At 68.1% G+C, this 22,915-nt stretch carries 20 protein-coding genes and 2 tRNA genes; 9 read left to right on the top strand and 13 right to left on the bottom strand.

Annotated elements, in window-relative coordinates; genetic code table 11:
- The first annotated feature begins 17 nt into the window (after positions 1-17).
- Positions 18-584, top strand: coding sequence for a transglutaminase-like cysteine peptidase (locus tag BUR94_RS08740; protein WP_175570440.1), 567 nt, complete (start codon positions 18-20; stop codon positions 582-584).
- A 114-nt stretch (positions 585-698) separates the two neighbouring features.
- On the opposite strand, the gene BUR94_RS08735 is transcribed toward BUR94_RS08740, so the two are convergent.
- The 4 genes from BUR94_RS08735 to BUR94_RS08720 all read right to left on the bottom strand — a co-directional run bounded on the left by BUR94_RS08735 (position 699) and on the right by BUR94_RS08720 (position 3,842).
- On the bottom strand, positions 699-1,220 hold the full coding sequence (locus tag BUR94_RS08735) for a hypothetical protein (protein ID WP_074255877.1): 522 nt from the start codon (positions 1,218-1,220) through the stop codon (positions 699-701).
- A 316-nt stretch (positions 1,221-1,536) separates the two neighbouring features.
- Entirely contained in the window at positions 1,537-2,004 is a 468-nt protein-coding gene (locus tag BUR94_RS20655) for a hypothetical protein (RefSeq protein ID WP_175570439.1), read from the bottom strand.
- Positions 2,005-2,792: 788 nt separating this feature from the next.
- Positions 2,793-2,867, bottom strand: a tRNA-Asn gene (locus tag BUR94_RS08725).
- A 69-nt stretch (positions 2,868-2,936) separates the two neighbouring features.
- Positions 2,937-3,842 (bottom strand): MBL fold metallo-hydrolase, encoded by a 906-nt coding sequence (locus BUR94_RS08720; RefSeq protein WP_074255876.1) that lies wholly within the window; start codon positions 3,840-3,842, stop codon positions 2,937-2,939.
- A 36-nt stretch (positions 3,843-3,878) separates the two neighbouring features.
- On the opposite strand from BUR94_RS08720, the gene BUR94_RS08715 reads away from it, so the two are divergent.
- Positions 3,879-5,204 carry an ATP-binding protein gene (locus tag BUR94_RS08715; RefSeq protein WP_074255875.1) on the top strand — a complete coding sequence of 442 codons (1,326 nt, stop codon included), beginning with the start codon at positions 3,879-3,881 and terminating at the stop codon, positions 5,202-5,204.
- A gap of 15 nt (positions 5,205-5,219) precedes the next feature.
- On the opposite strand, the gene BUR94_RS08710 is transcribed toward BUR94_RS08715, so the two are convergent.
- The 3 genes from BUR94_RS08710 to BUR94_RS08700 all read right to left on the bottom strand — a co-directional run bounded on the left by BUR94_RS08710 (position 5,220) and on the right by BUR94_RS08700 (position 8,878).
- Positions 5,220-6,758, bottom strand: a complete 1,539-nt coding sequence (locus BUR94_RS08710; RefSeq protein ID WP_074255874.1) for a hypothetical protein — start codon at positions 6,756-6,758, stop codon at positions 5,220-5,222.
- 322 nt (positions 6,759-7,080) lie between these two features.
- Entirely contained in the window at positions 7,081-8,487 is a 1,407-nt protein-coding gene (gene glnA / locus BUR94_RS08705) for a type I glutamate--ammonia ligase (protein WP_074255873.1), read from the bottom strand.
- Positions 8,488-8,539: 52 nt separating this feature from the next.
- Positions 8,540-8,878: a P-II family nitrogen regulator gene (locus BUR94_RS08700; protein ID WP_074255872.1), complete on the bottom strand. Its 339-nt coding sequence runs from the start codon at positions 8,876-8,878 to the stop codon at positions 8,540-8,542.
- A gap of 178 nt (positions 8,879-9,056) precedes the next feature.
- Here BUR94_RS08700 and BUR94_RS08695 point away from each other — a divergent pair, with 178 nt between their 5' ends.
- Positions 9,057-10,619, top strand: coding sequence for a bifunctional ADP-dependent NAD(P)H-hydrate dehydratase/NAD(P)H-hydrate epimerase (locus BUR94_RS08695; protein ID WP_074255871.1), 1,563 nt, complete (start codon positions 9,057-9,059; stop codon positions 10,617-10,619).
- A 117-nt stretch (positions 10,620-10,736) separates the two neighbouring features.
- Here the strand turns inward: BUR94_RS08695 and BUR94_RS08690 are convergent, their stop codons facing one another.
- Complete coding sequence (locus BUR94_RS08690; RefSeq protein WP_084192965.1) at positions 10,737-11,234, bottom strand: Hint domain-containing protein; 498 nt, start codon at positions 11,232-11,234, stop codon at positions 10,737-10,739.
- 142 nt (positions 11,235-11,376) lie between these two features.
- Here BUR94_RS08690 and BUR94_RS08685 point away from each other — a divergent pair.
- The 5 genes from BUR94_RS08685 to BUR94_RS08665 all read left to right on the top strand — a co-directional run bounded on the left by BUR94_RS08685 (position 11,377) and on the right by BUR94_RS08665 (position 16,331).
- Positions 11,377-11,458: transfer RNA gene (locus BUR94_RS08685), tRNA-Leu, on the top strand.
- Positions 11,459-11,646: 188 nt separating this feature from the next.
- On the top strand, positions 11,647-12,987 hold the full coding sequence (locus tag BUR94_RS08680; RefSeq protein ID WP_074255870.1) for a caspase family protein: 1,341 nt from the start codon (positions 11,647-11,649) through the stop codon (positions 12,985-12,987).
- 47 nt (positions 12,988-13,034) lie between these two features.
- Positions 13,035-13,826, top strand: coding sequence for a M15 family metallopeptidase (locus BUR94_RS08675; RefSeq protein WP_139301248.1), 792 nt, complete (start codon positions 13,035-13,037; stop codon positions 13,824-13,826).
- 162 nt (positions 13,827-13,988) lie between these two features.
- On the top strand, positions 13,989-15,314 hold the full coding sequence (tig, locus tag BUR94_RS08670) for a trigger factor (protein WP_074255868.1): 1,326 nt from the start codon (positions 13,989-13,991) through the stop codon (positions 15,312-15,314).
- A 69-nt stretch (positions 15,315-15,383) separates the two neighbouring features.
- The gene (locus BUR94_RS08665) at positions 15,384-16,331 is read left to right on the top strand and encodes a hypothetical protein (RefSeq protein ID WP_074255867.1); all 948 of its coding nucleotides are present in this window, start codon (positions 15,384-15,386) and stop codon (positions 16,329-16,331) included.
- 87 nt (positions 16,332-16,418) lie between these two features.
- On the opposite strand, the gene BUR94_RS08660 is transcribed toward BUR94_RS08665, so the two are convergent.
- The 4 genes from BUR94_RS08660 to BUR94_RS08645 all read right to left on the bottom strand — a co-directional run bounded on the left by BUR94_RS08660 (position 16,419) and on the right by BUR94_RS08645 (position 21,579).
- Positions 16,419-17,873, bottom strand: coding sequence for a DEAD/DEAH box helicase (locus BUR94_RS08660; protein ID WP_074255866.1), 1,455 nt, complete (start codon positions 17,871-17,873; stop codon positions 16,419-16,421).
- Between the two features lie 125 nt (positions 17,874-17,998).
- Entirely contained in the window at positions 17,999-18,847 is an 849-nt protein-coding gene (locus BUR94_RS08655; protein WP_074255865.1) for an alpha/beta hydrolase, read from the bottom strand.
- Between the two features lie 82 nt (positions 18,848-18,929).
- Positions 18,930-19,895: a hypothetical protein gene (locus BUR94_RS08650; RefSeq protein WP_074255864.1), complete on the bottom strand. Its 966-nt coding sequence runs from the start codon at positions 19,893-19,895 to the stop codon at positions 18,930-18,932.
- Positions 19,896-19,980: 85 nt separating this feature from the next.
- Complete coding sequence (locus BUR94_RS08645) at positions 19,981-21,579, bottom strand: peptide chain release factor 3 (RefSeq protein ID WP_074255863.1); 1,599 nt, start codon at positions 21,577-21,579, stop codon at positions 19,981-19,983.
- A 71-nt stretch (positions 21,580-21,650) separates the two neighbouring features.
- Between BUR94_RS08645 and BUR94_RS08640 the strand changes: the two genes are divergently transcribed.
- Positions 21,651-21,917: a Rho termination factor N-terminal domain-containing protein gene (locus BUR94_RS08640; protein WP_074255862.1), complete on the top strand. Its 267-nt coding sequence runs from the start codon at positions 21,651-21,653 to the stop codon at positions 21,915-21,917.
- A 350-nt stretch (positions 21,918-22,267) separates the two neighbouring features.
- On the opposite strand, the gene BUR94_RS08635 is transcribed toward BUR94_RS08640, so the two are convergent.
- Complete coding sequence (locus BUR94_RS08635) at positions 22,268-22,900, bottom strand: TetR/AcrR family transcriptional regulator (RefSeq protein WP_074255861.1); 633 nt, start codon at positions 22,898-22,900, stop codon at positions 22,268-22,270.
- Positions 22,901-22,915: the final 15 nt, after the last annotated feature.

Below are 22,915 nucleotides of genomic sequence, written 5' to 3'. Positions count from 1 at the left end.
CTGAACGAGGTAGGCCCATGAACACGGCACGAACCGTCATCGCTGGACTTTTTCTTGCACTCGGCCTCACGGCCCCGGCCGCGCCGGTTTTGGCGGCGGGCACTTACATGGTGGGCGCGCGGTCGGCCCCCGCGCCGAGCGGCGCACGCTCGCTGTGCTCGCAATACGCCTGGGCCTGTGCGGCCCAGTCCGGGCCGGGACGGCCCTCGGAATTGGCGCTGGTGCGCCGGGTGAACCTGGCGATCAATGCCTCCACCCGGACGATCTCGGACAAGTCGCAATATGCGCGCGAGGAGCATTGGGCGCTGCCCACCCGCAAGGGCGGCGACTGCGAGGACTTCGCCCTGATCAAGAAGCGCGAGCTGATCCGCAGCGGCGTGGCCCCGTCGCGGCTGCTCATCGCCACCGCGCTGGACAACCAGCGCCGCTCGCATGCGGTGCTGATCTATCGCAGCGCCGGGGGCGATGTGGTGCTCGACAACCAGACCAACAAGATGCTGGGCTGGCGCGAGACCGGCTACATCTTCCTGCGGATGCAGGACCCGGACAACCCGGCGCGCTGGGTCTCGGGGTTTGGCCGGTAGGCAAGTCCAGTATTAGGGTTGAATTGGCCCCGTCTGTCGATTGATCGAGAGACGGGGCCCTAAATCCATAGAGAGTGCGCTTGAGGCGCTCTCTTCAAGACTTGGCAGCGCCTGTCAATCGACCTGTTGCTCGGAGCGACCGGACTTGGAGCCGCGCTTTTTGCGGCCTTCAGAGCGGTTTTTCGACTTAGACCTTTTCCGGGATTGCTTCTCGGAGCGACGGGACTCACGGACTTCTTTTTGTTTCCTGTCCCCCGGCTCACAGTAGCCGTTTTCGTCCTCATACTCTTCGTCCACCTCCTCAGCCGGAGCCTCGGCCACCTGCACGCTGCGCCCGCTCGGGGGGTTGCGGATGGTCGGCACGGCGGCCGCGGTGGGAAGGTCGGTGACCAGCTGGGCGAGGGCGGGGCAGGATTGCTCCATCGCGCCCAGGAGGGTTCCGAAGTTGTCCTTGCGGGAGACCGAGCGCAGGAAGCCCTGGGTCACCACGGTGCAGCCGCAGATCTCGGGGGCCGAGCTCATGCCGACGGCAGAGAAGGCCGTGCATTTGGCGGCCGAGGCCGGGGTGGCGGAGAGGGCCGCCAGGCCGAGGCCGAGGGCGAGCGAAAATTTGGTAACGGATTTCACAAGATACATGATTGAACCTCCATTGGTTGAATTGAATTCGGGTCAGCAATAGTTTCGATTTCAGCGCCTTGGCGGGTGACTCGCTACGGATCGTTTCCGGAATTCACGCTTTCTGCGCCGAGATTCACGCGAAGATCACCGAGGTCACGCGCTGAGCCAGGATCCTGTGCCGAGCCGTCATCCGGCCCCGGCAGCGTCGCCCCTGTCGGGGCGGATCGGTCCTGGTGTCGTGTCTTGTCCTTTCGTGCTTTGGACGGGGCCCGGAAGGGCCCTCGTCCGTGTTTCGGGTTGGCACAGGGCTCAGACCAGGCGGACTGACCCTGACCTATTTGCCGTCGGACTTGCCGCGCGAGCCACCGCCCCAGCCGCCTTTGCCGTTGGGGTTTTCACCCGCCTTGCCGACATCCTTGTCATTGCCAGGGTTGCCGGATGCGGCGCTGGACCCGCCGCCGCCGCCGCCGCCGCCGCCGCCGCCGCCAGAACCGCCGCCGGATCCGCCGCCGCCGCCACTGCCGCCACTGCCGCCAGAACCCCCGCTGCCGCCGCCGCCGCCGCCGCCGCCGCCGACCCCCGCCGCCGCCGCCGCCGCCGCCGCCGCCGCCGGAACCGCCGCCGCTGCCGCCGCCGGAGCCGCTGCCGCCGCCGGAGCCGCCGCCGCCGGCGCCGCCGCCGCTGCCGCCGCCGCCAGCACCGCCGCCGCCGCCGCCGGAACCGCCGCCGCCGCTGCCGCCGCCGGAACCGCCGCCGCCAGTGTCACCACCGCCGCCCGTGTCATCACCGCCGCCCGTGTCACCGCCGCCGGTGCTACCGCCGCCGCCGGTGTTGCCTGCGGTGCCCCCGCCACCGGCGGTACTGCCGTTGGTGGCGGGCGTGATCGCTGCCGTCGCGGTGTCGGACAGAACGAAAGCGAGTTTGGGACACATCTCTTCCGTCTGTTCGAGCAGCGCCGGGAACTCCGGAAGCAGCTGGACCCTGCGGATAAACCCTGTTGTGACGATGTCGCAGCCGCACAGCGCTTCGGCGCTGACTTGAGACATGAGACGGCTGCATCTTGTCGGTTCTGCAGACAGGGCCATCGTGGTGCTGGCTGCGAGACCGATAACTCCGAAAAGGATGGGCGTTCTTAGCCCCGAAAACTGTGGCATTTCTCCCCCCACGGTGAAACGACTTGATGATGAAAAGGCTTGCCCGGTGATGGTGGGCGCAATTTTGCCACATTTCAACAAAATTTTGACATAATCCCGCCGAGTTAGGCCATTTGGGTCGATTGTGGGTTGATTGTTTCGGGATTTTCGGGGGTCCGCAATCGCGGGTTGATTCCGGAATCAGGGGCTGCGCCAGGGCGCGAGACCGGGCGCGCCGGCCAGAAGGCCCGGGAGCCGGCGATCGCGACGATATCCCTTTTTTCAAAGGCTTTGGAGAGGACGTGCGGCGGTTCGGAGCCCGGCCTGCGGATCGGGGAGCGGCAGCCGGTGCCGGCGGGCGGGCCAAGCGGCGACGCACCATGCGTTGCCGCGTTCGGACGTCAGGACAGCCCCTTCGGGGCGTGCCGCAGCATCTTGCCATCGCTCTTGAGAAAATTGGCTCCGGCGGTAGGGATCGAACCTACGACCAATTGATTAACAGTCAACTGCTCTACCGCTGAGCTACGCCGGAACACTGGCGCGGCTTTTAGCAACGGGTCCGGGGGGCGTCCAGAGGGTTTTGACGAAAAAGTTGCGGGGGTTACGCGAGGGCGTAGGTCGCGCTGGCGGACAGGGTGGGCGAGGCGGTGACGGCGCCCTGCTCGGCAAGGGCCACGAGCTGGGCGAGGAGGTTGCGCTCGGCGGCCGGGAGGAGCGCCGGGGGGACATCGGTGTAGACGCGGGCGGTGAGCTCGGGCGGGCTCGCGGGGCCGGCGGCGAGGGCGGCGAGGACCTGGGATTCGCGGGCACGGCGGTGGCTGGCCAGCCAGGCGAGCCGGGCGGCGGGATCGGTGACCGCCGCCCCGTGGCCGGGGTGGTAGATGCGCGAGGGGCGCCCGGCCAGCAGCGCGAGCGACGCCATGAAGGCGGTGACGTCGCCATCGGGCGGGCTGATGAGCGAAGAGGCCCAACCCATCACGTGATCGCCGGTGAACACGGCCTCGCCCTCGGGACGGGCCAGCGCGAAGCTGAGGTGATTGGCGATGTGACCCGGCGTGTGGAGCGCGGTGAGCTGCCAGCCGGGGCCTGCGAGCACATCTCCATGTGCGAGGCGGATGTCGGGGGCAAAGCCCGCGTCTATTCCCTCGCCCCCGCCGGCGAGGCCGCTCTCGGCCAGGGCCTGCATCACCGGGCGACGGCCGTCGAGGTGAGTGCCGAAGGCATGGACGGGCGCGCCGGTGCGGGCGGAGAGGCGGGCGGCGAGGGGGGAGTGGTCGAGATGGGAGTGGGTGCACAGGATGTGGGTGATCGCCTGGCCCGGCTTCAGCGCGGCGAGCAGGGCCTCGGCATGGGCGGGCAGGTCGGGTCCCGGGTCGATCAGGGCCAGCCCGGTCTCGCCGACGAGGTAGCTGTTGGTGCCCCAATGGGTCATCGGCGAGGGGTTGGGCGCGATCACCCGCACCACGCCGGGCTCCAGCTCAACCGCCACGCCTGCCGCGCTTTGCATCTTTCGCTCCCTGCCTGCCGCCCGTAACCTTGTGGCATGGATTTTTCGTGGTTGAAACGCTCGATGCCAAGGGGGATCTACGGCCGGGCCGCGCTGATCCTGCTTCTGCCGATCGTGGTGCTTCAGGTCGTGGTGTCGGTGGTGTTCATCCAGCGGCATTTCGAGGACGTGACGCAGCAGATGACCGACTCGCTGCTGCTGGAGCTGCGCCATCTGACCGGGGAGGTGGCGGCGGCGCCGGATGCGGAGACGGCCCTGGCGGAGGTCGCGGGGCTGGCCGAGGCCTTGCGGTTGCAGCTGGCCCTGCCGGGCGAGGAGATGCACGGCTTCAAGCGGCCGTTCTATGACGTGTCGGGCGCCACGGTGATTGCGGAGCTGCGCGGCGGGCTGGAGGGCGTGGAGGCGGTGGACCTGTCGGAGAACTCGCGGCGGGTGTCGTTGCAGGTGAGCACGCCGCACGGGCCGCTCAGCATCGGGTTCGACCGGCGGCGGGTGAGTGCCTCGAACCCGCACCAGTTTCTGGTGCTGATGGGCTTCGTGGGGGTGGTGATGGCGCTGGTGGCCTTCATCTACCTGCGCAACCAGCTGAGGCCGATCACCCGGCTGGCGGCGGCGGCGGAGGCCTTCGGGCGGGGGCGGATCGAGCCCTACAAGCCCGCCGGGGCGGTGGAGGTGCGCTCGGCGGGCAATGCCTTTCTCGACATGCGCAACCGGATCGAGCGGCAGACGGCGCAGCGCACGATGCTGCTTAGCGGGGTGAGCCACGACCTGCGCACGCCGTTGACCCGGATGAAGCTGGGGCTTTCGCTGGCCGAGGCGGACGGGGCCGATGTGGAGGAGCTGGCCCGCGACGTGGCGGAGATGGAGGCGATGCTCGACGGCTTCCTGGCCTTCGTCCGCTCCGAGGCGGGCGAGGCGGCGGAGGCGGTGAACGTGGTGGAGCTGGCCGAGCGGGTCGCCGAGAAGGCGCGGCGGGCCGGAGGCATGGTGGAGCTGGAGCGGCGTGGCGAGGGCAGCCGGGAGATCGCGATCCGCGCGCTCTCGGTGGAGCGGGCGGTGGCGAACCTGCTCTCGAACGCGCGGCGCTATGGCAGCAAGGCCCGGCTGAGCCTCGATCTGGGCGAGCGGATGGTGCGGTTTACCGTCGAGGACGACGGACCGGGGATTCCGGAGGCGCGGCGGGAGGAGGCGATGCGGGCCTTCACCCGGCTCGACGAGGCGCGCAACCAGGATGCGGGCGGGGGCGTGGGGCTGGGGCTGGCGATTGCGCTCGACGTGGCGCGGAGCCACGGCGGCACGCTCAGGCTGGGCGAGAGCGAGGCGCTTGGCGGGCTGAAGGCGGAGCTGGTGCTGGCGCGGTAGGTGCGTGTTCTGCGGTCAGAAGGTGCCCTTCAGCAGCGACCACCAGCCGGTGCCGCCGGTATCGTAATCGCTGCGCGCGCCTTCGTAATAGTCGCGTTCGACGAAGTTGCTGGGCTCGTAGGTGCTGTCGGAGACCTGGAACAGCGACATCTCATCGCCCAGGGCCAGCGACAGAAGGTCCATGTAGCCGAGCGCCGGGTCGGCACCGGCGATCATGGCCACCATGAAGACCAGCGTCGCGATGCCGCCATAGACGTAATAGGGCATCGGGCGGACGAGGTGGACGGCCAGCATGAGGCCGGCGGCGATGGGGTGGACCAGTGCCGTGGCGGCTATGGCGAGCCAGGGCAGGATCTTCTGGAGGCCGGGCGTGGTGGCGGCGGTCTGCCAGCCGGGGATGCCGGCCCCGAAGAGAAAGCCGACCCATTGCATCTGTTTCACATGCGCCTCGGAGCGGCGCTTCTCGCGGTCCATCCGCTCGCGGGAGGCGGCGCGCAGCGCCTCGATGCCGCCGGGCGTGGCCGCGGCGGTGGCGGCGAGGCCGCCCATCGCGTTCGGGCGCATGGTGCCGGCGGCCGAGGCCTGGCCGATGCGCTCGCGGGCGGAGGCATCGGGGGTGGAGAAGAAGTCATCCATCGCGTTGCCGGTCTTGCCGCCGGTGGGCAGCGGTCCGGGGGGCGCGCTTTCGGGCCGGGCATCGGCGAGGCCTGCGGGGTTGAAGGCCCCGTCGGGCTGGAGCTGGAACACGCCCTCGCGCTCGCGCAGGGTCAGCTCGATGTGGCCCTGCGGGTAGTCCTGCGACGGCGGTTTCATGGCCACGGCGATGACCTCGCCGGGGGAGGCGCCGAACTGGGCGCCATCGCCGAGGATCCGGCCCTTGTCGCGGCAGTGGTCGATGAAGGCATAGGCGCGGTCGAGCAGGTAGGGCAGGCGGGCCGGCGCCTCGCGGAAGAGCAGCGGGCGGCCCAGCACCTCTTCGGCGTGGTCGAGGCGGAAGCCGATCACCTGGGTGCCCTCGGCCACGCGGCCCGAGGAGAAGGGCCGGGGATGGCAGAACAGCGGCAGCGGAAACAGCACATCGGCCATGGCGAGAAAACGCTCGGGCGAGAACAGCTGATCGGACTGGCCCCAGTGGATCGCCAGCGGCTCGGCGCTCATGGCGAGGTGGCTGGTGGCGATCTGGGTCAGCGCCAGCAGGGTCTCGAAGCTCTCCTGGCTGCCGGCGTCGAAGCCCTTGGCCTCGGCCACGACGGCGATGAAGGCCTGGTGCGCGGCCACTTCGGCGGGCGCGTCGAGACCGGTGAGGCGGGTGTAGTCGGAGGCCACGGCGCGGGCCAGCCGGCCCTCGGAGAGCCGCTTGCCGGCCAGCGCGAAGGTGAGGGAGAGGCCGGGCGCCTCGAGCTTGGCCCCCTGGGCGGGTTTCAGCGTGGTGGTCTCGAGGGCAATGCCGGAGGGCGCCATGATCGCGTTGACGCGCTCCGCCACGGCGGCGAAGTCCGGCGCGGGGCTGGAGGCATAGAGAAGAGCGGCGTCGATCCGGCTCGGAAGGGGCATGTCGGCTGCCTCTTTTGGTTTGCACTGCTTGGCCGCGTGATGGCAGGGCAATCTGGCCAGAGTAGGGCGCGGCTGGGGCGGCAGCGCGGCCCGGCGGGGCGGAGGCGCGCGCTCACCCGCCCGCCCGCTGGCCGGGGGCAGGGGAAACGGGGCCGGGTGCCGGGCGTGTTGGAGAGGGGGGCGTTGCGGGGGCCGCGACGGCGCGCCTCGAGACGGCCTGTCAGGGTGGCGACCCGGGTTGTGCAGCAGGGGGCAGATTGCCCGCCCGACGCAAAAGGGGCGCTCCGAAGAGCGCCCCCCTGTTTCACTGTCCCGCGTGAAATCAGCAGCTGTAGTACATCTTGTACTCGACCGGGTGCGGGGTGTGCTCGTAGGCGTAGATCTCTTCCCACTTGAGGTCCATGTAGCCCTCGATCTGGTCCTTGGTGAAGACGTCGCCGGCGGTGAGGAAGTCCATGTCGGCTTCCAGCTCGGTGAGGGCTTCGCGCAGGGAGGCGCAGACGGTGGGGATGCCGGCCAACTCTTCGGGCGGCAGGTCGTAGAGGTCCTTGTCCATGGCTTCGCCGGGGTGGATCTTGTTCTTGATCCCGTCGAGGCCGGCCATCAGCAGCGCCGAGAAGCACAGGTAGGGGTTGGCCGAGGGATCCGGGAAGCGGGCCTCGACGCGCTTGGCCTTCGGGCTTTCGGCCCACGGGATCCGGATGCAGCCCGAACGGTTGTTGGCCGAGTAGGCCCGCAGAACCGGAGCCTCGAAGCCGGGGATCAGCCGCTTGTAGCTGTTGGTCGAGGGGTTGGTGAAGGCGTTGAGCGCCTTGGCGTGCTTCAGGATACCGCCGATGTAGTAGAGCGCCTCGTCGGAGAGGTCGGCGTATTTGTCACCGGCGAAGAGCGGCTTGCCGTCTTTCCAGATCGACATGTTCACGTGCATGCCGGTGCCGTTGTCGCCCTTGATGGGCTTGGGCATGAAGGTGGCCGACTTGCCGTAGGCGTTGGCCACGTTGTGGATGACGTACTTGTACTTCTGGAGCTCGTCGGCCTGCTTGGTCAGCGTGCCGAAGATCAGGCCGAGCTCGTGCTGGCACGAGGCCACCTCGTGGTGGTGCTTGTCGACCTTCATGCCCATGCGCTTCATGGTCGAGAGCATCTCGGAGCGCAGGTCCTGGGCGTCGTCGGTGGGGTTGACCGGGAAGTAGCCGCCCTTGATGCCGGGACGATGGCCCATGTTGCCCATGTCGAACTCGGTGTCGGTGTTCCAGGCGGCGTCGCCTGCATCCACCTGGAAGCTCACCTTGTTCATCTCGACCGAGTAGCGGACATCGTCGAACAGGAAGAACTCGGCCTCGGGGCCGAAGTAGGAGGTGTCACCGATGCCGGACGACTTGAGGTAGGCCTCGGCCAGCTGGGCGGTGCCGCGCGGGTCGCGGTTGTAGGCCTCGCCGGTGTCGGGCTCGACCACCGAGCAGTGCAGGCAGAGGGTCTTCTCGGCATAGAACGGGTCCATGTAGGCCGAGGAGGCATCGGGCATGAGTTTCATGTCGGACTTGTCGATCGACTTCCAGCCGGCGATGGAGGAGCCATCGAACATGAAGCCGTCTTCGAGGAAGTCCTCGTCGACCTGGTCGGACATGACCGTGACGTGCTGGAGCCTGCCGCGCGGGTCGGTGAAGCGGATGTCGACGTACTCCACGTCGTCGTCCTTGATGGTCTTGAGAACGTCCTTGTTGCTCATGATGACTTCTCTTTCTCCTTGCTGAAAGTTTCTCGGGCGAGGGCGGCGGCGCTCAGAGCGCGTCTTCGCCGTCTTCGCCGGTGCGGATCCGGATGGCCTGTTCGATGGTGGAGACGAAGATCTTTCCGTCGCCGATCTTGTCGGTCTTGGCCGCCGACATGATCGCCTCGATGGCGCCGTCGAGCTGGTCATCGGCCAGCACGACCTCGATCTTCACCTTGGGCAGGAAGTCCACCACGTATTCGGCACCGCGATAGAGTTCGGTGTGCCCCTTCTGGCGGCCGAAGCCCTTGACTTCGATCACCGAAAGGCCCTGCACGCCGACGGCCTGTAGGGCCTCCTTCACGTCGTCGAGCTTGAAGGGTTTGATGATCGCCTCGATCTTCTTCATGGCTGGCCGACTCCCTTGATGTCCATTCCGCTAGGGGTGAGAACACTTTCAGCAAGTGGCGGCAACGGGGCCGGTTCTTGCGTGAGTGCGCGTATCGGGGGAATTCTCGGGCGTGATGAAAAAATATGCAAGTCGATTGCCGCGTGGGCGGTTTGGAAACTTTTGAGGCGGATGGCGCATGGAACTTCTGACATCTGCACAAATGCGCGGCATCGAACAGGATGCGATCGCCTCGGGCGAGGTCACCGGGCTGGAGCTGATGGAACGCGCCGGACGGGGCGTGGTGCGGGCGATGTTCGAGGAATGGCCGGAGCTGGCGGCGGGGACGTTCCGCGCGGTGGTGCTGTGCGGGCCGGGGAATAATGGGGGGGATGGGTTCGTGGTGGCGCGGCTGCTGCGGGAGTGGGGCTGGGACGTGGAGGTGTTTCTCTACGGGGACGTGGAGAAGCTGCCGCCGGATGCGCGGGTCAATCATGAGCGGTGGGGGGAGTTGGGGGAGGTGCGGGCCTGGGAGGATGGGTGCGACCCCTGGTCCTGTGATCTGATCGTGGATGCGCTCTTCGGAACCGGCCTGACTAGGGGGCTGTCGCGCGATGCGGGGTTTGGCGCGCGGCTGCCGGAATGGGACCTGCGCCAGGAGCCGGGATGCCCGCGCGTTGTTGCGGTGGACCTGCCCTCGGGGCTGTGCAGCGACAGCGGACGTGCGTTGGCGGGCGATGCGCTCTGGGCTGATCTGACGGTGACCTTTCATGCCGCCAAGCTGGGGCACTATCTGGGGCGCGGCCCCTTCGTGTGCGGCCGTGTTGCCGTGGCGGACATCGGACTGCGGGCCGGGGCGGCGGACAGGGGCATCGTGCAGCGGATCGACGGGCCTGTGGTGACCGTGGCGACCAAGGTCGACCCGTTCGGCCGGCACGCGCACAAGTTCACCCACGGGCATGCGCTGGTGCTTGCGGGAGGCGGTGGAAAGGGCGGCGCGGCGCGGATGGCGGCGCGGGGGGCGCTGCGGATTGGCGCGGGGCTAGTGACGGTGGCGCCTAGCCCTGGGGCGTTGCAGGAGAACGCGGCGCGGCTGGATGCGGTGATGTTGCAGGCCGTGGGGGACGGCGCGGCGCTGGCGCGGGTGCTGGAGGACGGGCGGATCACTGCGGTGTGCCTCGGGCCGGGGCTGGGGATCGAGCGGGCGCGGGAGATGGTGCCGGTGGTTCTTGGCGCGGGTCGTGCGACGGTGCTCGATGCGGATGCGCTGACGGGTTTTGCGGAGGCGCCGGAGGCGCTGTTTGAAATGCTCCACGAGGGCTGCGTGCTGACGCCGCATGGCGGGGAGTTCGCGCGGCTGTTCCCGGATATCGCTTCGAGGCTGGAGGCACCTGCGGAGCGCGGGCCGGCCTATTCGAAGGTGGATGCGGCGCGGGAGGCGGCGGCGCGGGCGGGCTGCGTGGTGCTGTTCAAGGGGCCGGATACGGTGATCGCGGGGCCGGACGGGGCGTGTTCGGTGAACGCGGCGGTCTACGACCGGGCCGCGCCCTGGCTGGCGACGGCGGGGGCGGGGGATGTGCTGGCGGGGTTTATCACCGGGCTGATGGCGCGGGGGTTTGCGCCGATGCAGGCGGCGGAGACGGCGGCCTGGCTGCATGTGGAATGTGCGCGGGAATTCGGGCCGGGGCTGATTGCGGAGGATCTGCCAGAGATGATGCCGCGGGTGTTGGCACGGTTGGAGGCCGGGGAAGGTGCGCCTTGAATGCGCAGCCTGCGGGGGCGTTGGCGACGTTTTATCCTCTGGCTCGACCCGGGGGTCTCGTGGCGGGAGGTCCTCGGGTCAGGCCCGAGGATGACGGCGCGGGGATCGGCGCTCAGATCACGCGGCCTGCGAGGCCTCGTCGGGCTCGAAGGCGCATTCGAGCATGCCGATATAGAGGATCTGGGGCGCGTCGAAGTGGAGCGTGACCATCTCCATCCCCGTCAGCCGGGGGGTGCGGGTGATGTAGCCATTGTCCACCAGGGCGGCGGCGGGGGCCAATGCGGCGGCGCTGCCGAAGAGCAGCTTGGCCCGCCAGTCGCGCAGCAGGAGCTTTTGCGCGGGGCTGACGTGGACGAGATCGGAAGGTCTGCCGTTGCCGAGGGCGTGGGGCGCCAGCGCGATGGGGCAGGCCTCGCAGTCAAAGCGGGTCAGCCCGGCCAGCCGGATCATGCCGGAGGTGCGCGAGATGATCCGCTCGCCCGGCTCGAGATCGCCCAGGCGCCGCTCACCACGCGCGGTGAGGATACGGGCGCTGGCGGATATGCCGGCTGGCCCGAGATCGGGAGTGAACACCTGTGCGGCGCGGCGCAGGTCTCCCATCGTCATGTCAGACATGGGGTGCTCGCTATGAAACTGCCTCGTTTTTCTTTCACGCTACCGTAAAGGAAGCCTTAAAGGCTACTCCTTTTGGCGGCGGGGCGTGTTTTTCCGGCTTTCCTGCCACAGGGGGCGCTGATAGAAGCCGCTCGCACGGAAAGCGGGTGTGGCGGAATTGGTAGACGCACCAGATTTAGGTTCTGGCGCCGCGAGGCGTGGGGGTTCGAGTCCCTTCACCCGCACCGTGATTTCAACCGGGTGCTGCGCCTGCTCCGTCCGGCGGCGCGGTTCGGAGTTGGCGGCTTTTCCGACGTATCGGATGTCCGTCAGAGCACGGCGTGTTTGACTTCCATCCTCTCCCATGCTGGGTTTCGAGCAGGATGACCTGCATGCCGGGGGGCGTGCAAAACGACAATCGACTGGAGACCGCATGGGTATCGTTCGTCAAACGATCCGCCATGGCTCTTGGGCCCACCTCGCGGCGATCCTCGTGGTGCTGCTCGCGACGGCTTCGCATCTGCGGGCCCAGGACCGTTCTGCGGTGATCCTGCCCGCCACGAGCAGCGGGCGGCTGGCGCTGGTGATCGGGATCGACGCCTACGACAATGTCACCCCGCTCCAGAAAGCCGTGAACGATGCGAAGTCCGTATCGGACACTCTGCTGCGGATCGGCTTCGAGGTGACCCGCATCATCGACGCCGATCGCCGCACGCTCAACCAGGCGATCTCGCAGGTCGCCTCGCAGATCCGGCCCGGCGACGAGGTTGTCTTCTACTTCGCGGGCCACGGCATCGAGGTGAACGGGCGGAATTACCTGCTGCCGGCGGACGTGCCTGCGGCTCGTCCGGGGGACGAGAGCTTTGTCACCAGCGAGAGCATCGCGGCCGACCGGGTGTTGGGGGCGTTCCGGGAGCGGGGCGCGCGGGTGACCTTGCTGATCCTCGATGCCTGTCGCAACAACCCGTTCCCCGGCGAGGGTCAGAGATCGCTGGGGGGATCGCGCGGCCTGGCCCGGATGGACGCGCCCGAGGGGTCTTTCATCCTGTTCTCCGCAGGCTCCGGGCAGACCGCGCTGGACCGGCTGGCGAATTCCGACCCCGACCCGAACTCGGTCTTCACCCGCGCCCTGCTGCCCCGGCTTCGCGAGCAGGGCCTTTCGATCCATGATCTGGTGAGGGCGGTGCGGACCGATGTGCGGGCGCTGGCCGGCACCGTGCAGCACAATCAGTTTCCGGCCTACTACGACCAGCTTTCGGGCGACTTCAGCTTCAACCCCGGCAGCCGCGTCGAGGACAGCGTTGAGCCGGTGACGATTGTTCCGCAGGAGGCCGTGCAGCCGCAGGCCGTGGCCCCGCCGAGCGACCCCTGCACCGCCGCCCGCGCCGATTGGCAGGTGCTCGACTCCTCCGAGAGCTCTGCCGCGCTGCAGGCGTTCATCGGCAAGTATCCCGACTGCCCGATCTTCGTGGCCGCCGCACAGGACAGGCTCGCGGTGCTCCAGAACGCGAGAGCCGCGCCTGCGCCTGAGCCTGAGCCTGCGCCCGCTGCCGAGCCGTCACCGCCGAGCCCGCTGACCAGTGGCGATATCTGCACGCGGCTGTGGTATGAGCGCAACCTGATCTTCCACAACAGGGGCTTTTGCTTTTCCTCCGCGCGTGCCCGGTCGGTTTTTGACACCAGCCGCTGCACGACGCGCTCTCCGGTGCTGACGGCGGCGGAGGAGCGCGAGGTTGCCCGCCTCAAGGCGGCGGAGCAGGCCAACGGATGTTGAGATCGAGGCTTGTTGCGCTGTCCCTTGCCCTGGGGATCTTGCCGAGCGTGTCCGCTGCCGCTTGCGAGGTTCGGGATTTCCTGGCCCTGCCTTTGCCGGCATTCGGCGAGCGCCCTGCGATAGCCGTTGCGCTGGAGCTGGCCTATCCGGGGCTGCAGGTGGACGAGGCGAAGGGATCGGTGCGGGTGAGTGGCACCGTGCTGCCGCTCGGGCAGGACGCCGGCCGCCCCCCGCGCGAGCGCCTCGCGGACCCGTCGATTGCGGAGATGTTCAGCGACGCCTATCCGCTGGCCTTCGATCTCGACCAGCGCCTGACGCCGTGGAACGATCCGGGACGGGCGAGGCACGAGGGGTTGATGCGTGCGCTCTACGGGCAGAGCGAGAAGGAGGTGGCCGGCGAGCTGCTGCGCACGGACTATCGGGGCGCAGGCCGGAGCGCGCGATTTTCGGCAAGCGGGCGTTACTGCGTGGCTCCGCAGCTTCAGGCCGCCCTGGATGCCATTGCGGCCGAGGGGCCGGAGATGGACAGGTTCTTCAACGAGGTTGGCGGCAGCTTCAACTGGCGCGTGGTGGCCGGAACCGGGCGGCTGAGTGCGCATAGTTTCGGCATCGCGGTCGACTTCAACACCGCGCTGGGCGGGTATTGGCGCTGGTCGGGTGCCAAGGAGGGCGATGCCGGGCGCTTTGACAACACCTACCCCGAGGCGCTGGTGCGGCAGATGGAGCGTTTCGGCTTTATCTGGGGCGGGAAATGGCACCACTTCGACGGGATGCATTTCGAGTATCGACCCGAGCTGATCCTCCATGCACGGCTGCGGAAAGATCCGGGCGCGAATTAGCCACGGGCCACCGGCAGACCGGACGAAAGAGACCGGCAAGGCCCCGCCCCCGGCCAAGGGAATCGCCTTGCAACCACGCCGCGGGCCACCTACAACGCGCCTGATTTGTCACCCCCTCGAGCCCGAGGGGGTTGCGGTGCTTATTCGAAGAAGGAAGCAGGAATGCAGGTCACCGAGACCCAGAAAGACGGCCTGAAGCGGGGCTACGAGATCACCATTCCGGCCAGCGAGCTGGAAGAGAAGGTGACCGGCAAGCTCGAAGAGGCCCGGCCGAACGTGGAGCTGAAGGGCTTTCGCAAGGGCAAGGTGCCGCTGGCCCTGCTCAAGAAGCAGTTTGGCCCCCGCCTGCTGGGCGAGGCGATGCAGGAGGCGATCGACGGCGCGATGGCCAAGCACTTCGAGGAGAGCGGCGACCGTCCGGCGCTGCAGCCCGAGGTGAAGATGACCAACGAGGACTGGAAGGAAGGCGACGACGTGGTCGTGTCCATGTCCTACGAGGCGCTGCCCGAGATCCCCGAGGTCGACCTTGGCAAGGTGAAGATCGAGAAGCTCGTGGTGAAGGCCGATGACGCGGCGGTCACCGAGGCGCTGGAAGGGCTGGCCGAGCAGGCCAAGACCTTCGAGACCAAGAAGGGTGCCGCCAAGGATGGCGACCAGGTGGTGATGGACTTTGTCGGCAAGATCGACGGCGAGGCCTTCGACGGCGGCTCGGCGGAAGACTTTCCGCTGGTGCTCGGCTCGGGCCAGTTCATCCCCGGGTTCGAGGAGCAGCTCGTCGGCGTGAAGGCCGGTGACGAGAAGGCCGTGGAGGTGAGCTTCCCCGAGGAGTACCAGGCCAAGAACCTCGCCGGAAAGGCGGCGGTGTTCGACTGCACCATCAAGGACGTGAAGAAGCCCGCCAAGGCCAAGCTCGACGACGAGCTGGCCAAGCAGTTCGGCGCCGAGAGCCTCGACGCGCTGAAGGGCCAGGTGAGCGAGCGCCTCGAGGCCGAATATGCCGGTGCCGCCCGCGCGGTGATGAAGCGCACCCTGCTCGACGAGCTGGACAAGCTGGTGGATTTCGACCTGCCGCCGACCCTGCTCGATGCCGAGGCCAAGCAGATCGCGCATCAGCTGTGGCACGAGGAAAACCCCGATGTGCAGGGCCACGATCACCCCGAGATCGAGACGACCGAGGAGCACAAGAAGCTCGCCGCCCGTCGCGTGCGTCTTGGTCTGCTGCTGGCCGAGATGGGCCAGAAGAACAAGATCGAGGTGTCCGACGCCGAGATGACCCAGGCGATCATGGCGCAGGCGCGCCAGTATCCGGGGCAGGAGCGCGAGTTCTTCGAGTTCGTCCGCAACAACGCCCAGATGCAGCAGCAGATGCGCGCGCCGCTCTTCGAGGACAAGGTCGTGGACTACATCTTCGAGCTGGCCAAGGTCAGCGAGAAGGAAGTCAGCAAGGACGAGCTGAAAGAGGCCGTGGACAAGCTCGAAGACGAGTGAGGCCGGCTGGCATGGATTTGAAGAGGGCCGCCCGATGGGGTGGCCCTTTTGCTTTGGGGGGCACCTGCGATGGACTTCTTTGAACGGCTGACGGGGTTCAGGGAGCGGGGGCCGGAGGAGGTGCGGCGCCAGCTGGTGGTTGAGAAGGGCGCGCTGCGCAGCCGGGTGAACGGCCGGGTCATGCGGCCCGGAGTGCTGGAGCGGGTGACCGGCGCGGCGCTGGGGCCGGTGCCGGAGCGCGGGCCGTCCCGCTTTGGCCAGGTCGTGGGGGAGGCGAGGGCGTTGCACCTTGCGCATCCGGGGGCGCTGTTTCAGGTGGCGTCGCAGTTCAACCTGCTGGAGATGATCGCGCCCGATGTGACGCCCGCGATGGGCATCACCCGCTACGAGGGCGACCCGACCCAGGGCCCGGCCTGCGCCATCGCCTGCGCCGCCGGGACGATCTGGCGGAACTACTTTGCCGAGCATGACGGGGTCGCGGGCCAGTGCACGCGCCAGATGGATTGTCTGGCGCCGCTGGGACGGGCGCTGGGGAACGACGGGGGCGCCCTGTGGGAGATGCGCAACGGCTACGCGCTGCCGCATCCGGGCGGGCTCGAGGCGGTGGGCGCGCGGCTGGCCGGGGGGACGGACAGCTATCGCGGCCTGCTGGAGGTGGGGCTCCAGCGTGACACGGAGGTGACGCTGGAGGGGGGCGGGCATCTCGTGCACCAGGTTTACTGCTCGGCGCTGCCGGTGGCCTACGGGCGGCCCGGCCCCTGGGCGCCCTTTGCCCGGCTGGTGCTGGAGGAGGCCTATGAGATCACGCTGGGGCTGGCGGCACGGCTGCAGGTGCCGGTCTTCCTGACGCTGCTGGGCGGCGGGGCCTTCGGCAACGACAAGGCGTGGATCCTGGGGGCGATGGAGCGGGCGTTCCGGATCTATCGCAATGCCGGGCTGGAGGTGGCCGTGGTGGGGCACCGCGCGCCCGACGCGGAGGTGGGGCGGCTGATCGCGGCGATGGGCGGGCAGGGCTGAGCACGCGGGTTTTGGGCCGGATGGCCGCCGGGCGGCGCTGGGGCCTCCGGCGGGGGAATGGCTCAGCGATGAGGGCTGGGCCCTGCCTCAGCCTGCTTCGGGGGTTTCCTGCCGGTCGTCGAAGCTGCGCGCGATGAAATCGGGCAGGTGATCGCCGAGGCCGGTGGGGGTGTTGCCACCCCGGTCCCGGTCTCCGCCATCGCGCCGGCCACGGCCGGACCGGCGGGACGAGGATTTTTCCTCGCTCCTGGGGGCTTCGGCCTCCTGCGGTTCGGGGGCCTCGGCTGCGGGCTCTTCGGAGTTGCTGCGGCTGCGGCTGCGCGACCGGCTGCGGCTGCGCGAGGGTTTGGACTCGGCGGTCTCTTCGGCCTCTTCGGCGGCGGGGGTCGCGGTGCCCTCCAGCGCATCGAGGCGCGGGATCTGGTTTTGCACCAGCCGCTCGATGTCGGCGAGGTTCTTCTCGTCGACGGGCGCGCAGATCATCAGGGCAACCCCGGACCGGCCGGCGCGGCCGGTGCGGCCGATGCGGTGCACGTAGTCCTCGGCGTGGCTCGGCACGTCGTAGTTGAAGACGTGGGAGACGGCGGGGATGTCGAGGCCGCGGGCGGCCACGTCGGAGGCGATCAGGAACTTGATGGAACCGTCGCGGAAGCCGGCCAGGGTGCGCATCCGCTGCGACTGGTCGAGATCGCCGTGGATCGGCTCGGCGTTGTAGCCGTGCTTCTTGAGCGACTTGGCGACGACATCGACATCGACCTTGCGGTTGCAGAAGATGATCGCGTTGGTGCAGGCCTCGCCTTCGCGCTCGATCAGGCGGCGCAGCATGTCACGCTTTTCGGTGGCGGCGCGGTCGCGGCGCGACGGTTTGAACATCAACACGCCCTGGGTGATGTTCTCGCCGGTGGTTGCGGCGCGGGCCACTTCGATCTTCTCGGGGTTCGACAGGAAGGTGTTGGTGATCCGCTCGATCTCGGGCGCCATGGTGGCGGAGAAGAACAGCGTTTGCCGGGTGAAGGGCGTGAGCTGGAAGATGCGCTCGATGTCGGGGATGAAGCCCATGTCGAGCATCCGGTCGGCCTCGTCGACCACCATGATCTGCACGCCGGTCAGCAGGAGCTTGCCGCGCTCGAAATGGTCGAGCAGGCGGCCGGGGGTGGCGATCAGCACGTCGACGCCGCGGTCGATCAGCTTGTCCTGCTCGCCGAAGCTCACGCCGCCGATCAACAGCGCCTTGGTGAGCTTGGTGTGCTTGGCGTAGGTGTCGAAGTTCTCGGCCACCTGGGCGGCGAGCTCGCGGGTGGGCGCCAGCACGAGGCTGCGCGGCATCCGGGCGCGGGCGCGGCCGCGCTTGAGCAGCGAGATCATCGGCAGCGTGAAGCTGGCGGTCTTGCCGGTGCCGGTTTGCGCGATGCCCAGAACGTCGCGCCCTTCGAGCGCTGGCGGGATGGCGCCGGCCTGGATCGGGGTGGGGGTTTCGTAGCCGGCATCTTCGACGGCTTTGAGGACCTTGGGGTCCAGCTTCAGGTCACTGAATTTTGTCATGTACGTCCGTGTCTTGCGGGGAGGTTCCCCGCGGGATTGGGACGCATTGATCAGGCGCCCCGCGCTTGCCCGCACGCGCATCGTGGGGGCAAGCGCGGCCTAGCGCAGATTGGCGGCAAGGTCAATCACGCCACGCCGTGACGGGCCAGGAAGGCATCGACGGCCTCCGTAAAGGCGCCGGGCTCGCCGAGGGTGGCGTTGATGGCGGCGTGGGAGAGGTTGACCTCGAGCAGCTCGGCCTCGACCTTGCGGGCCTTGGCCGCGCGGGCGAAGTTGCGCGCCGCCGAGAGCGCCTCGCGGCGCTTGGCGGAGGCGACCAGCAGGAAAGGCGTGGCGCCGGGGCCGAGGCGGGCCTGGGGCGAGGCCTCCTCCCAGAAGGCGCGGCTGGTGCCGAAGGCGCGGGCATGGATGCGCGAGGGCTTGCGGGCCATGTAGCGCTCGGTGTCGTAGACGGCGGTGTCGAGCGCCACGGTGGCGCTCCAGCCCTGCGCGCCCCAGCGCCGCGCGAGGCCCGGATCGGCCCCGAGCAGCGCCACGAGATGGGCGCCCGCGGAGTGGCCCATCAGCACCAGGCGGTTCGGGTCGGCGCCCCAGGGGGGCGCGGCCTGCTGGATGTGCGAGAGGGCGCGTGCAAGGTCGGCAGCCTGCTGCATCGGGTCGGCCTCGGGCAGGAGCCGGGTGTTGACCGAGACGAAGCCGATGCCGCGGGCGTTCCAATGCGCCGACTTGGCCTTCCAGACGTTGTTGTTGGCCTTGTCGCCGATGGCCCAGCCGCCGCCGTGGAGAAACACGACCAGAGGTGCGGCATGTGCCGCCTCGGGCAGGTAGGCGTCGTAGCGCTGAAGCGCGTGGGGGCCATAGGCGATGTCGCGCCTCGGGGCGGAAGCACGGGCGGGCAGGGCCGCGAGCCCTGTGAGGGCGGCAAGGCCGGCGAGGGTGGCGCGGCGCGTGAGCGGGGGCGTGGGGTCTGGCATGGGCGGATCTCCTTTGTCCATCCTACGCAGACGCGTGCGGATGCCTACGCCCGAGGCCAATTTCCTGCGTTTGTGACCGTGGTCAAAAATCTGGGATCTCGGCGTCGAGCGCCTGGGCAAGTCCGCCCATCTCCTCGGAGAGGGCCTTGGCCGCGGCGAAGAACTGGACGATCTGCTCGGGCGCCTCAGGGCGCTTCCACTCCTGTTCCATCATCCGGGCGACGCCCTCGCTGACGGGTTGCCCCGCCGTGGCAAAGGCCTCGCCGATGACCGCCGCCGTGGCCTTGCCGGCACGGATCAGGCCGGCCTGCAGGAAGATCGGAAAATTGGTGGCGGTGGCCGTGGCGAGCATCTTGGTCAGGGTGGTGATCCAGAACACCAGCCCGGTCTTGACGTATTTGCCGGGGCCGTTCTTGCCCATGGAGACCAGCTGCCCGATCAGCCGCCCGACGATGGGCGCGCAGGTGCTGGGCGTGATGCCGCCGGCGGCGGCATAGAGGGCATCGTCGAGGTGCTCGCCGAGCAGCTTGAGGATCTGCTCGTGGGTGACGGGAGCGTGCTCCTTCATCCAGGTCAGGGCCGAAAACAGCTCGGCGCTGTGGGCGGCCACCTTCTTGATGGCGCGCTCGTTCTTTTCATAGAAGATGTAGAGCTGGAACATCTTGGTGCCGGCGGTGATGGCGGTGCCGACCCAGAAGGTGCACATGCCCATGCCGAGGCCGATGCAGAAGGCGGCCATCAGGTTGGCTGCCGGGATGATGGCCTTGGTGCGGTCGTAGAGATCGGCCGTCAGATTGTGATGGCTCATCTGATGCGCAAAAGGCTCCAGCCCCATGGAAAGCAATTGCTTGCCGCTCAGGTAGAAGACCCAGGAGCCGGCCTCGCCGACGACATACATCTTGGCCGGCAGGTAGGCGGTGCCCTTGGGGATGGTGACGCGGATGTTGTTGCGCGTGACCGTGTTCACATCGCGGGTGATCTCGAAGATATCTTTGGCCTTGACGAAGGCCTCCACGTTCTCGGCGACGACGCGCACCTCGTAGGCCATTGAAACTGCTCCCGGAAAATTGACGGTAAAGAATGAATGCCGTCAGTTTACGGGGGCAGGGCCTGTTGCTGCAAGCCTCAAGGGCTCAGACCATCATTTCCTTGGTCGCGGTGAGCTTCACCTCGGGGTAGTCGCGCTCGACGCGGTCGATATCCCATTGCAGGCGGGTGAGGTAGACGAGGTCTCCGTCGTTGTCGGTGCCCATGTGCTGCTTGTTGGCGTTGGCGAATTTTTCCACCGCGTCGCGCGGGCCCGAGACCCAGCGGGCGGAGGTGAACTGCGAGGGCTCGAAGCGGACGGGCAGGCCGTATTCCAGCTCGATGCGGGAGGCCAGGACCTCGAATTGCAGCTGGCCGACAACGCCGACGATGAAGCCCGCGCCGATCTGCGGCTTGAACACCTTGGCGGCCCCTTCCTCGGCGAATTGCATCAGGGCCTTGTCGAGGTGCTTGGCCTTCAGCGGGTCGCCCGCGCGGCAGTTTTGCAGCAGTTCGGGCGCAAAGCTGGGGATGCCGGTGACCTTCAGCGCCTCTCCCTCGGTCAGCGTGTCGCCGATGCGGAGCTGGCCGTGGTTGGGGATGCCGATGATGTCGCCGGCCCAGGCCTCCTCGGCCAGCTCGCGGTCGGAGGCGAGAAAGAGCACGGGGCTGCTGACGGCCATCGGCTTCCTGGTGCGGACGTGGGTGAGCTTCATGCCGCGCTGGAAGTGGCCCGAGGCGAGGCGGAGAAAGGCCACGCGGTCGCGGTGCTTTGGGTCCATGTTGGCCTGGACCTTGAAGACGAAGCCGGAAACCTTTGTTTCCTCGGGAGAAATCTGGCGCGGTTCGGCGCTTTGCGGCTGCGGCTCGGGGCCGTATTCGGCAATGCCGTCCATCAGCTCTTTGACCCCGAAGCTGTTGATCGCGGAACCGAACCAGATGGGGGTGAGGGTGCCCTCGGCCAGGGCCTGCGGGTCGAGCGGCGGCAGCAGCTCGCGGGCCATCTCGACCTCTTCGAGCAGCTTTTCGAGCAGGTCGGCGGGGACGTGCTGCGCCAGTTTGGGGTCGTCGAGCCCGTTGATCTTGATCGACTCCGCCACCTTGTTGCGGTCGGCGCGGTCCATCAGCTCGAGGCGGTTGTGGAGCATGTCGTAGCAGCCGAGGAAATCGCGGCCGGTGCCGATGGGCCAGGAGGCGGGGGTCACGTCGATCGCCAGCATCTCCTGGATCTCGTCGATGATCTCGAAGGTGTCGCGGCTCTCGCGGTCCATCTTGTTGCAAAAGGTCAGGATCGGCAGGTCGCGCAGGCGGCAAACCTCGAAGAGCTTGCGGGTCTGGCTCTCGACGCCCTTTGCGCCGTCGATGACCATGATCGCGGCATCCACCGCCGTGAGGGTGCGGTAGGTGTCTTCGGAAAAATCGCTGTGGCCGGGCGTGTCGACGAGGTTGAAGCGGTACTTGCCGTAGTCGAAGGACATGGCGGAGGCGGAGACGGAGATGCCCCGGTCCTTCTCCATCTGCATGAAATCCGAGCGCGTGCGCCGGGCCTCGCCCTTGGCCCGGACCTGACCGGCCATCTGGATCGCGCCGCCGTAGAGCAGGAACTTCTCGGTCAGCGTGGTCTTGCCGGCGTCGGGGTGCGAGATGATCGCAAAGGTCCGGCGGCGGGCGATTTCTGGGGGCAGGGTGGGGCGATTGTCGAGCATGGCCGCTCTCTACCACGCCCGGCGGGAACGGCAAGCGGCCATGGGCGTTGGGCCCGCAAAGGAGATGCGAGATGGCGAAGAGAGAGGATCCGGGTCCGAGCGTGAAGGACCACGAGGTTTACGAGGCGCTGCGCGACAAGGGCTACTCGAAGGAGAAGTCGGCGCGGATCGCCAATGCCCGGGCCAACCCCGACATGCACCCCGGCGAGAAGGGCGGCAAGGCTCCGCCCTACGAGGACTGGACCAAGGACGAGCTCTATGACCGGGCGAAGGAACTGGAGATCGAGGGCCGCAGCGACATGACCAAGCCGGAGCTGATCGCCGCGCTGAGGGGGTAGGTGTGGCCGACCGGTGACAGATCATCCGACCGACCGCCCCCGGAGCGCCACCCGGGGCGGGGCGACGTTTTGGAATGACGGCAGTGCGGGTCCGGCACATGGCCGGACCCTGACTGGGTGGGCCTCAATACCCTGCGGGATATCAATCCGCCCCCCGTGGCGGGCGGCCCGCGCCTGAAGAATGACCCTACGGCAACAAATCGCCGATCTTCTGTCAATCTTCTTGAAAACCCACTTTCGAGTTGCAAGGCCGCAGAGATGCCCGGTTCCCGCAGAGCGTGTGCGCAGGGACGCGCCGCCTTGAAAAATCGGCGTGAATGCCTTGGCGGCCTTTCAAAATGAAAAGCGGGTCAGGTCGTGGTGTGCCAGATCCTGGGCGCGGTTTCGGGCTGCGACGGGCGGGCGAGATACGACTCGACCAGCCGGTCGATGGCGGCGCGGGTCACGCTGCGGTGGGTCTCGGCAAAGCCCAGCGAGGCGACCATCTTCCAGTGGCCGTACATCAGGCAGACGAAAAGCCAGGAGAGCTCCTGCGCGCCCTGGATGCCGAGGACGGGATACTGGAGCTCGAGTTCGTGGCTGAGCACCTGCCCCAGCAGGGAATACTGGCCCCGCAGCGTGGCGCGGATCGGCGGGTGGGCGGTGGCGAGGGACATGGCCGCGTCATAGGCCTGATTGTCGCGCGGCTTGGGATTGCCCTCGATCATGTCGAAGTAGAAGTCGAAGAAGCAGCGCAGCCGGTCGGTGCCCTGGAGCCTGGTTACCTCGGCGATCATCGCCTCGCGGTAGACGCCGGCCATGTGATCGAGCAGGTCGATCATCAGCTCCTCGGGGTCGGGGTAATGGTATCGGATCAGCTGGCGCGACAGGCCGCCGTGGCGGGCGATGGCATCGTAGGAGAGCATCGGCAGCCCCTCGTCCATGAGGGTCTGGAACGCGGCGGTGACGATCTCTTCCTTGCGGTTGTGCTGGCCGGTGGTCATGGGGCGGGCCTTTTG

Origin of the sequence: Vannielia litorea (assembly GCF_900142295.1) — a bacterium.
Taxonomy (GTDB): domain Bacteria; phylum Pseudomonadota; class Alphaproteobacteria; order Rhodobacterales; family Rhodobacteraceae; genus Vannielia; species Vannielia litorea.
The sequence above is the reverse complement of the archived record's forward strand: the minus strand, read 5'-3'. Positions and strand labels throughout refer to the sequence as shown.

Bases quoted from the DNA above. Each gene is read 5' to 3' on its own strand.
- BUR94_RS08720 (WP_074255876.1), bottom strand. From the start codon at position 3,842: ATGCAAAGCGCGGCAGGCGTGGCGGTTGAGCTGGAGCCCGGCGTGGTG.
- BUR94_RS08700 (WP_074255872.1), bottom strand. From the start codon at position 8,878: ATGAAGAAGATCGAGGCGATCATCAAACCCTTCAAGCTCGACGACGTG.
- tig (WP_074255868.1), top strand. From the start codon at position 13,989: ATGCAGGTCACCGAGACCCAGAAAGACGGCCTGAAGCGGGGCTACGAG.
- glnA (WP_074255873.1), bottom strand. From the start codon at position 8,487: ATGAGCAACAAGGACGTTCTCAAGACCATCAAGGACGACGACGTGGAG.
- BUR94_RS08640 (WP_074255862.1), top strand. From the start codon at position 21,651: ATGGCGAAGAGAGAGGATCCGGGTCCGAGCGTGAAGGACCACGAGGTT.
- BUR94_RS08680 (WP_074255870.1), top strand. From the start codon at position 11,647: ATGGGTATCGTTCGTCAAACGATCCGCCATGGCTCTTGGGCCCACCTC.
- BUR94_RS08690 (WP_084192965.1), bottom strand. From the start codon at position 11,234: ATGTCTGACATGACGATGGGAGACCTGCGCCGCGCCGCACAGGTGTTC.
- BUR94_RS08715 (WP_074255875.1), top strand. From the start codon at position 3,879: ATGGATTTTTCGTGGTTGAAACGCTCGATGCCAAGGGGGATCTACGGC.
- BUR94_RS08710 (WP_074255874.1), bottom strand. From the start codon at position 6,758: ATGCCCCTTCCGAGCCGGATCGACGCCGCTCTTCTCTATGCCTCCAGC.
- BUR94_RS08645 (WP_074255863.1), bottom strand. From the start codon at position 21,579: ATGCTCGACAATCGCCCCACCCTGCCCCCAGAAATCGCCCGCCGCCGG.
- BUR94_RS08735 (WP_074255877.1), bottom strand. From the start codon at position 1,220: ATGTATCTTGTGAAATCCGTTACCAAATTTTCGCTCGCCCTCGGCCTC.
- BUR94_RS08695 (WP_074255871.1), top strand. From the start codon at position 9,057: ATGGAACTTCTGACATCTGCACAAATGCGCGGCATCGAACAGGATGCG.
- BUR94_RS08665 (WP_074255867.1), top strand. From the start codon at position 15,384: ATGGACTTCTTTGAACGGCTGACGGGGTTCAGGGAGCGGGGGCCGGAG.
- BUR94_RS08650 (WP_074255864.1), bottom strand. From the start codon at position 19,895: ATGGCCTACGAGGTGCGCGTCGTCGCCGAGAACGTGGAGGCCTTCGTC.
- BUR94_RS08660 (WP_074255866.1), bottom strand. From the start codon at position 17,873: ATGACAAAATTCAGTGACCTGAAGCTGGACCCCAAGGTCCTCAAAGCC.
- BUR94_RS08635 (WP_074255861.1), bottom strand. From the start codon at position 22,900: ATGACCACCGGCCAGCACAACCGCAAGGAAGAGATCGTCACCGCCGCG.
- BUR94_RS08740 (WP_175570440.1), top strand. From the start codon at position 18: ATGAACACGGCACGAACCGTCATCGCTGGACTTTTTCTTGCACTCGGC.
- BUR94_RS08655 (WP_074255865.1), bottom strand. From the start codon at position 18,847: ATGCCAGACCCCACGCCCCCGCTCACGCGCCGCGCCACCCTCGCCGGC.